Source organism: Arthrobacter sp. GQ119, from assembly GCF_059759125.1.
The window spans coordinates 60,405-68,163 of record NZ_JCAXEA010000026.1 but is presented as its reverse complement, the minus strand read 5'-3'; the positions used below and the strand labels follow the sequence as shown (position 1 = coordinate 68,163).

Genomic DNA, 7,759 nt, shown 5'->3' with positions numbered 1-7,759 from the left:
GAGCGTGAACGCCACGACCGGGATCGTCGTGATGGCCACCGACCACGTGAACAAGCGCTACTGGTTCTCGGACCGCAGCCTGGGCACCCCGCCCGGGGACACCGCGCCGGTCGCGTCGTTCACGGCCTCGCCGACCTCGGGCACGGTCCCGTTGACGGTGAACTTCACGGACACCTCGACCGGTTCGCCGACGTCGTGGGCCTGGGAGTTCGGTGACGGCGCCACCTCAACCTCGCAGAACCCGTCCCATGTCTATGACACGGCCGGGACGTACACGGCGAAGCTGACCGCCACCAACGCCGCCGGCTCCGATTCCAGCACGACGACGATCACCGTCAACCCCGACGGCGGCACCTCGTCCTCGATCACCGTGCGCAGCACACGGACCGCGTCCACCGAAGCGGCGACCACCACGGTTTCCCTTCCTGCTCCGGAGGGCCGGGCGGCCGGGGATGTCCTGGTGGCGTCCTTCACCGCGGACAAGAATCCCACGGTTGCTGTCCCGGCGGGCTGGACCGCGATCACCAGCGGGCTCTCGATCGGCAGCGGCGCCCGGGTGTTTGCGTACTACCGGGTCGTTGGCTCCGCCGATCCGACGAGCTACACCTGGGCCCTGAGCACCGCGCAGAAGTGGGGCGGGGGCATCACCGCCTACACCGGGGTGAACACCACCACGCCGCTGGACAGTGCCGTGGCCACCGCCGTCAACGCCACCTATACGGCGACCAGCATCGCCGTCGGCAGCGTCACCACCGCCAGCAACGGCGCGATGCTGATCGGCGGCCTCGGCTTCGACAGCTCCAGCCCGGCTGCGACCCCGCCCACCGGCTGGACCGAGCGCTGGGAAACCAGCGGCGGCCAGGTCAACGAGCAGGCCGACAGGACCCAGGCCACCGCCGGTGCCACCGGCACCGCCACCTGGACCCTCAGCAGCGCCAGAGCCGTCGCCGCCTGGCGCACCGCCCTCAAACCGGGCGGGACGGCGCCGCCGCCCGGGCCGACCGCGCCGGTCGCGTCGTTCACCGCGACGCCGACCTCGGGCACGGTCCCGCTGGCGGTGAACTTCACCGACACCTCCACCGGTTCGCCGACGTCGTGGGCATGGGAGTTCGGTGACGGCGCCACGTCAACCTCGCAGAACCCGTCCCACACCTACCTCACGGCGGGGAGCTACACGGCGAAGCTGACCGCCTCCAACGCCGCCGGGTCGACTTCCAGCACGACGACGATCACCGTCAACCCGGTCAGCACCAGCCCCGGGATCGCCGTGCGCAGCTTCAGGACCGCGTCCACCGAAACGGCGACCACCACCGTCTCCCTGCCGGCCCCGACCGGCCGGGCGGCCGGTGACGTCCTGGTTGCGTCCTTCACCGCCGACAAGAACCCCACGGTTGCTGTCCCGTCCGGCTGGACCGCGATCACCAGCGGGCTCTCCATCGGCACCGGCGCCCGCGTGTTCGCCTACTACCGGGTCGTTGGCTCCGCTGACCCGACGAGCTACACCTGGACGCTGAGCACCGCTCAGAAGTGGGGCGGCGGCATCACCGCCTACACCGGCGTGAACACCACCACGCCGCTGGACAGCACCGTGGCCACCGCCGTCAACGCCACCTTCTCGGCGACCAGCATCGCCGTCGGCAGCGTCACCACGGCCAGCAACGGCGCGATGCTGATCGGCGGCCTCGGCTTTGACAGCTCCAACCCCGCAGCCACCCCGCCCACCGGCTGGACCGAACGCTGGGAAACCAGCGGCGGGCAGGTCAACGAGCAGGCCGACAGGACCCAGGCCACCGCCGGCGCCACCGGCACCGCCACCTGGACCCTCAGCACCGCCAAGGCCGTCGCCGCCTGGCGAACCGCACTGAAACCCGCAGGCTGACCAGGCCGACACTGCCGTGACTTGAGGTAGACAGGGCTCGACGGGTCCTCCGGAACTTGTGCCGGAGGACCCGTCGTCGTCAGGCCCGTGCGCAGCCCTGGCAGATACGACAGTGGCAGGCGCTGCTGCACCTGCCACTGTCTATGCTTGCTCTGACGTTTTAGGCGTTTACCCGCACGAAAGTAGAGCCTCCGAGCCAGGAGGCAGGGTGGACGATGGTTTCGTTGACGCCATTCATGCCGCTGCTGATGGCCTGCCCGCCGCCGATGTAGATCGCGACGTGTCCGGCGCGGATCATCAGGTCGCCGGGCTGCGGCGTGGACACCGGTGTGCCGTACTGGTGGAACTGCAGGGGAGCGAGGTCTCCGACCGATTTGCCGACGGAGCGCAGGGCCTGTTCCACCAGGATGGTGCAGTCCTGAGTGGCGCCCAGTTGTGCCCGGGCTGAAGCCACGAGGGAGGCGCCGACGCCGCTGGCGGGAGCAGCCGGTGCCGGCGTGACCGACGACGATGCGTGGTAGATTCCCATGCCGGCCGGCTGGGGGGGTGCTGCCGGCGCAGCCGGGGCAGCGGGTGCCTGCGGTGCTGCTGCAGGCTGTCCGGGACCCGGGATCAGGATCTGGTCGCCGGGGTAAATTACCGAGGCCAGCGACAGGTTGTTCTCGGCGACTACTGCATCGAGGCTCACGCCGTGGCGTGCTGCGATCGCCCCCAGCGTGTCGCCAGGTACAACAGTGTGTGATGCGCCTGCTACGCCAGATCCTCCTACCGGTGCCAGGCTTTGGGCGGCCGGCACCTGGGGTGCGGTCTGCGCCTGGGCGCTGGTGCTGCCCGTGGCCTCGGGAGCGTAGGTGCCTGCTTGTGCCGGTGCTCCTACGCCGAAGAGCAGTCCGGACGCAGCAGCCGCTGCTGCCGCGGGCTTGGCTATGGATGCGGCGTTGGACTTGATGGAATACGACAGGCCCCGCAGGGCGATGGACGCCGTGGGGGTGGCGCGGTGGCGCGCGGAAATGGACTTACGTGACATGGTGGATTGCCTCTCCCATGCCTGCGGGGTGAGCTGTCGGGTTCGGGTGGGAGGTCACCCGGTCCTGCCTCCTCGTGAATCGGAGCGCGTGGACTTAACCCCTAGGCCTTGGATACCAAGGCCGGTAAAGAAGTGGTTCCCCCGTCCCTGCCAGATGTCATTGCGAACGGATCCCGGTCAGCGGCAGGGCTCGGCATTCTGCCCGGGAATGCCCGGCATGAACCGGGGCACCGCTACAGGCTAGCCCACCCGCGCACCAAAAGTCACATTTCGGTAACGGGCATGGAGGGTCCGACGTGTCTAAAACCCCTGATTACCACGGCGGGAGTGCCATGCCAAGTCTGGCCGCGAAGTCTTCCGGGTCCTAGAATCGCTGTGGACGCAACCGGCCAGGGCACCCCCGGACACGCCCGCGGGGGAATCAGTTATCGTTCCAGCGGTGCCGGCGAGGAAGCTACCATGACGGATATTCAGGGACTCATCAGTGCGTTGCTGCCGGAAGATCTTGCTGTGCTGCAGGACCGTGGCCCGGACCAGCGCCTGGACAGGGACATGGTCGATGCCCTCGACCGGGCCGCGGGTGGACCCGGGGAAGGCCGAGGCTACTACGTCGTGCGCGGCAGTCTGGAGCCCTTGGAACGCCGGAACTATTTCCTTCGGGAAGACGTGGCGGCGGCCATCTTCGCCCCGGCGACACTGGAAGATGCAACCGGGGCGGACGCCTGACACACACGCCGCCCTCCCGCAGGTGGAAGGGCGTACGCCCTGATCGGGTCGGTCCACCGTTCCGGGCTGGCACCGCAGAGAGTCATTGGTGCATGCGGGCTGTCAAAGAGCGCCCCGAACTGCTCGGCTGACAGGCTCCGGACCCATCCTTGCCTGTGGACAGCTAGCCGCGCCTGGCACGGCGGTAGCTGGTCGGGCTTTTGCCATAGGCCCTGGTGAAGGCGGTGCTGAACGTGAAGGCGTTGCTGTAGCCGACCTCGGCGGCGATCACGGCAGTCGTGGCGGTACTGCTGGCCAGTCGGTCAGCTGCCAGAGCCAGGCGCCAGACCGTGAGATAGGTTATTGGCGGCTGCCCGACGGCGGTGTGGAACCGGGCAGCCAGGGTAGCCCGGGAGACGCTCGACCTCCGGGCCAGTTCCGCGACGGTCCACGGCACGGCCGGCTCCTCGTGCAGCAGGGTCAGTGCCTGGGCAACGACAGGGGTCGCGGGTGCCTGCTGCCCAGCTTGGGACGTCGAACTCGGCCCGGTCACCACAGACGCGCACGAGGTGCAGCAGCAGCAAATCCAGAACCCTGTCCAAAGCACTCGCCTGCCCCAGTCCGGGGGAGGTGAGCTCTCGCTCGAGCATCTGGAGCAGTGCCGGATCGGTTTCCTTTTCAGTGAAGACTGCCAAGTCCGGGAGCACGGAGGTCACCAGCCGGCCGGCCGCCGCTTCTGATTGGTAGGTGCCGATCAGCAGGACGGTTTCCCCGTGGGCGGCGTTGCCCCAGGTTCGCACCCCGTGGGCCATTGTGGGCTCCAGATGGCCGCCGGTCGGCGTGCAGCAGGACTGGCCGCGGCCGATCAGTACCGTGGGCGCCCGCTCGGCGGCATCGGCCACCACGTACGGGGAAGGGCCACGTACCGTCGCTGCCTGCCCGGTGCTGAGGAGCTGTGGCGGGCTTCCCTGGCTGACGGTCGCCCGTGCGGATCCGTACACCATGCTCGCCTTCTCGCTTTGATTGGCACGACGTCGCGGTCGCCGAGGCCCGGCTGTGAGCGAGTGGTTGCCGGTCGCCGCCGGGACCGGCTCCGCGCTGGTCGGCGGCTTTTACCTGGCCTTCTCGGCGGTAGTGATGGCCGCCCTGTGCCGCCGGCAGCCCGGCGAAGCGATCGCGACCATGGCACAAATCAATGAGAACGCTGTGCGACCTCCATTCATGGTCATCTGGAAGGGCAGTGGCATAGCTACGAACGCCCCTGGACCAGGGCCAATCATCTCCGTGCCGTCCTTTCGGTCGCAGGCGCCGCCGGACTCTTGGCCCCGGTATCGACGTCGTAGTCTCATGCGCATGACGTGCCGTTCGGCTGGCTGACGCGTAAGGCTTGGGCAGGTCATAGACCGCCCGGACGGGACAGTTCAGTCTCCACCGGCCTCGCGGCCTCGGCGCACGATCAGCGGGTCGGCATCGTACACGACTGAGGTGTCCTTTCCTTCGTAGTCAAACTGGTTGAGGAAGTAGCGCAGGGCGTTGATCCTGCCCCGCTTCTTGTCGTTGGATTTGATGGTGATCCACGGCGCATGGTCGGTATCCGTATGAAGGAACGTTTGTTCCTTGGCGTCGGTGTATTCGTCCCACCGGTCCAGCGAGGCAAGATCAACGGGTGAGAGCTTCCAACGCCGGACAGGGTCGATTTGTCGGATAGCGAAGCGTGTCCGCTGCTCGTGCCTGGTCACCGAGAACCAGAATTTGTTCAGGTGGATGCCAGCGTCAACCAGCATCTTTTCGAAGATGGGGGCCTGGTTCATGAAGGTGCGGTATTCCTCCTCGCTGCAGAACCCCATCACCTTTTCGACGTTGGCCCGGTTGTACCAAGAGCGGTCGAACATGACGATTTCTCCGGCGGTTGGCAGGTGCTGGACGTAGCGCTGGAAGTACCACTGGCCCTGTTCGCGGTCGGATGGTTTGCCGAGGGCGACCGTGCGTGCCGACCGGGGATCGAGGTGTTCCGTGAAGCGTTTGATCGTCCCTCCTTTGCCGGCAGCGTCACGGCCTTCGAAAACGATCACGTTCCTGCGGTTGTTGTCCTGGCCCCAATACTGGAACTTCAGCAACTCGATCTGCAACCGGTACTTCTCGATTTCGTATTCCGCCCGGGTCATCCGCTCGTGGTACGGGTAATCCTCGCGCCAGGTTTCCACGGCTGAGCCGCCTGGGTCGATCAGCTCAGGGTCCTCGCCCTGCCCGCCGGCGACGATATATCCCAAGTCCACGAGGCGGTCGATAGCCTCCCGCAGGTTGTCCCTGACCCACCAAGGATCTCTGGGTGTCCAGGGCTGGGATGCCTCCATCATCGGGGCTCCTTAGGCTCGCCGACTCATTGACGGCATCTTAACAGGGCGTCCCGTCTTTAGCATTGGTGATGCGGTCTGCGTTGTTGCACATGCGTTCGAGGACGCTGACGGCCATGGCGTATTCATCGGTTCCGATTCCCGCGCTGAGATCACGTCGCGTGGCTTCCACCAGACCGGCTGCTTGGGCGTGCAGTGCCCTACCTGCTTCTGTTAACGTGAGGTAGCCGTCCTGTAGGAACACCAGCTGCCTTCGGACGAGTGTCGCCATGTCCCGTTCCTGTGCGTCAACGCCGCTGGATTGGTTGAATGGGCGCAGCGCATCCGCCAATTCGGCGGGTGTGGCAGGGCCCGAGCTGAGAGTGTTGAAGACCTGCCATTGTCTTCTGGTCAGGCGGAGCCGGGCGAGCGTGGCATCGAGCAGCGTCTCCAGTGCCACGTCCAGCCGCTTGACCCAGTATCCAACAGGCCTGTTCACGTTGCCATAATGGCAGGTGCCGTTCCACAGCTGCAAGGTGGGGGAGCGGGGCGGACCCTGTTCCATCAGGGCGCCGGGACGATCCGGCGGGGGTGACGGCAGAACCGGCTTTTCGAATCACCAACGAGGCGACGGTGACGATCTCGTCTTCCCCAAGCTCCCGCAAGTGGTTTGTCTGTAGCAAGTTGGCGGATCCAGAAGGGGGCGCGGCTACTGTCCGGCGGGGGTGACACGACATGAGGCTAACGACAACCACCAATGTCTCGGTGGACGGTGTGATGCAGGGATTAGGCCGACCTGACGACGATCGCAGCGGCGGCTTCGAACGCGGCGGACGGGCCATGCCACTTCTCGACACCGAGGCGGGGGACTATCTCAACCAGGCCTATGGCAGTGCGGCTCGCGTTTCTCTTTGGCCGGCAGACATACGAGATTTTCGCTGGCTATTGGGGCGCGATGGCTGATCCGAGCACCACCCCGATTGCCTCTGCCCTGAACAGCCGGCCCAAGTACGTGGCGTCGACCAGCTCGACCTGGTCACCTATCCCGTCGTCGGCCAAGGCACACGGCTGTTCCCGGATTCCGGCCGGGACCTCGCGCTCGATCTGGTAGGCTCACGGACCACGTCCCGGGGCATCACCATCCAGTCCTATAGGCCGCTCGGTCGTCCGGAGTACGCAACGTCCACTGTCGACCCCAAACACGTGTTCTAAATCGAGGAGAAGATTGCGCCCTCAGATCCACTCGTCAACACTGTCACTTCTGGCAGCTAGCTTTTCCCGACTGCTGCCGCCTGCTGCGGTTCTTCTTGTCATCGTTGTTGCTGCCGCGGCCAAAGCCGGTCTGAATGTTCTCGGCATCGCGGCTATTGCCCTGGGCACTGTCGTCCTTCCTGGGATTGTGTACAAGACCTTTCCCTGGATCGCGGGGAGCCTGGATATCCCTCTGAAACTCAAGACGGCTGCCGTGTCTTCCCTGATAGTCGTTGGAACGATCTTGGTCGTTCTTCTGCGGGTTCCGCATCCTGTCTTCGAGACGTTGGTGAGTCTCATTCTGGGAAACTTAATGCTTGCGGGCGCCCGAGTCTGGCTGAACGCGTCCGCACATGTATCCGTCCTGACTTTCGGTGTCTTGTGGTGGGTGCTGGAGTTCGGTTCAGCCTTCGCTTGCTTACTCGTGCTGCCGCCTCTGATGGTTTACAGCCGCACTTCACTCCGACACCACACTTTGGGTCAGGCCCTGGTGGGGGCAATAATCGGGGTAGCCACTTTCGGCGCCTATCTTGCCATTAGCATGTGGAGCGGGACTAACTAAAG

8 protein-coding genes and 1 riboswitch are annotated in these 7,759 nt (G+C 65.9%); of the genes, 3 read left to right on the top strand and 5 right to left on the bottom strand.

Annotation, left to right across the window (positions count from 1 at the left end):
* Positions 1-1,879, top strand: a 1,879-nt coding sequence (locus AC6CH3_RS20190; RefSeq protein ID WP_498134115.1) for a PKD domain-containing protein, incomplete at its 5' end; no start/stop codon positions are given.
* 160 nt (positions 1,880-2,039) lie between these two features.
* Here the strand turns inward: AC6CH3_RS20190 and AC6CH3_RS20185 are convergent.
* Positions 2,040-2,906 (bottom strand): LysM peptidoglycan-binding domain-containing protein, encoded by an 867-nt coding sequence (locus AC6CH3_RS20185; protein ID WP_498134114.1) that lies wholly within the window; start codon positions 2,904-2,906, stop codon positions 2,040-2,042.
* 5 nt (positions 2,907-2,911) lie between these two features.
* Positions 2,912-3,079: riboswitch (cyclic di-AMP (ydaO/yuaA leader) on the bottom strand.
* Positions 3,080-3,365: 286 nt separating this feature from the next.
* Between AC6CH3_RS20185 and AC6CH3_RS20180 the strand changes: the two genes are divergently transcribed.
* The gene (locus tag AC6CH3_RS20180) at positions 3,366-3,632 is read left to right on the top strand and encodes a hypothetical protein (protein WP_498134113.1); all 267 of its coding nucleotides are present in this window, start codon (positions 3,366-3,368) and stop codon (positions 3,630-3,632) included.
* A 163-nt stretch (positions 3,633-3,795) separates the two neighbouring features.
* Here the strand turns inward: AC6CH3_RS20180 and AC6CH3_RS20175 are convergent, their stop codons facing one another.
* The 4 genes from AC6CH3_RS20175 to AC6CH3_RS20160 all read right to left on the bottom strand — a co-directional run bounded on the left by AC6CH3_RS20175 (position 3,796) and on the right by AC6CH3_RS20160 (position 6,443).
* Positions 3,796-4,014 (bottom strand): helix-turn-helix domain-containing protein, encoded by a 219-nt coding sequence (locus AC6CH3_RS20175; RefSeq protein WP_498134117.1) that lies wholly within the window; start codon positions 4,012-4,014, stop codon positions 3,796-3,798.
* Positions 3,935-4,615 carry a cupin domain-containing protein gene (locus tag AC6CH3_RS20170; protein ID WP_498134112.1) on the bottom strand — a complete coding sequence of 227 codons (681 nt, stop codon included), beginning with the start codon at positions 4,613-4,615 and terminating at the stop codon, positions 3,935-3,937. The genes AC6CH3_RS20175 and AC6CH3_RS20170 overlap by 80 nt, the downstream gene beginning before the upstream one ends.
* A gap of 417 nt (positions 4,616-5,032) precedes the next feature.
* Positions 5,033-5,965 carry a polyphosphate kinase 2 gene (ppk2, locus tag AC6CH3_RS20165; protein ID WP_498134116.1) on the bottom strand — a complete coding sequence of 311 codons (933 nt, stop codon included), beginning with the start codon at positions 5,963-5,965 and terminating at the stop codon, positions 5,033-5,035.
* A gap of 40 nt (positions 5,966-6,005) precedes the next feature.
* Positions 6,006-6,443 (bottom strand): MarR family winged helix-turn-helix transcriptional regulator, encoded by a 438-nt coding sequence (locus AC6CH3_RS20160; protein ID WP_498134111.1) that lies wholly within the window; start codon positions 6,441-6,443, stop codon positions 6,006-6,008.
* Between the two features lie 726 nt (positions 6,444-7,169).
* Here AC6CH3_RS20160 and AC6CH3_RS20155 point away from each other — a divergent pair.
* Positions 7,170-7,757 (top strand): hypothetical protein, encoded by a 588-nt coding sequence (locus AC6CH3_RS20155; RefSeq protein WP_498134110.1) that lies wholly within the window; start codon positions 7,170-7,172, stop codon positions 7,755-7,757.
* Positions 7,758-7,759: the final 2 nt, after the last annotated feature.

Excerpts from the sequence above, each read along its gene's own strand:
- AC6CH3_RS20185 (WP_498134114.1), bottom strand. The coding sequence starts at position 2,906 with ATGTCACGTAAGTCCATTTCCGCGCGCCACCGCGCCACCCCCACGGCG.
- AC6CH3_RS20180 (WP_498134113.1), top strand. The coding sequence starts at position 3,366 with ATGACGGATATTCAGGGACTCATCAGTGCGTTGCTGCCGGAAGATCTT.
- AC6CH3_RS20170 (WP_498134112.1), bottom strand. The coding sequence starts at position 4,615 with ATGGTGTACGGATCCGCACGGGCGACCGTCAGCCAGGGAAGCCCGCCA.
- ppk2 (WP_498134116.1), bottom strand. The coding sequence starts at position 5,965 with ATGGAGGCATCCCAGCCCTGGACACCCAGAGATCCTTGGTGGGTCAGG.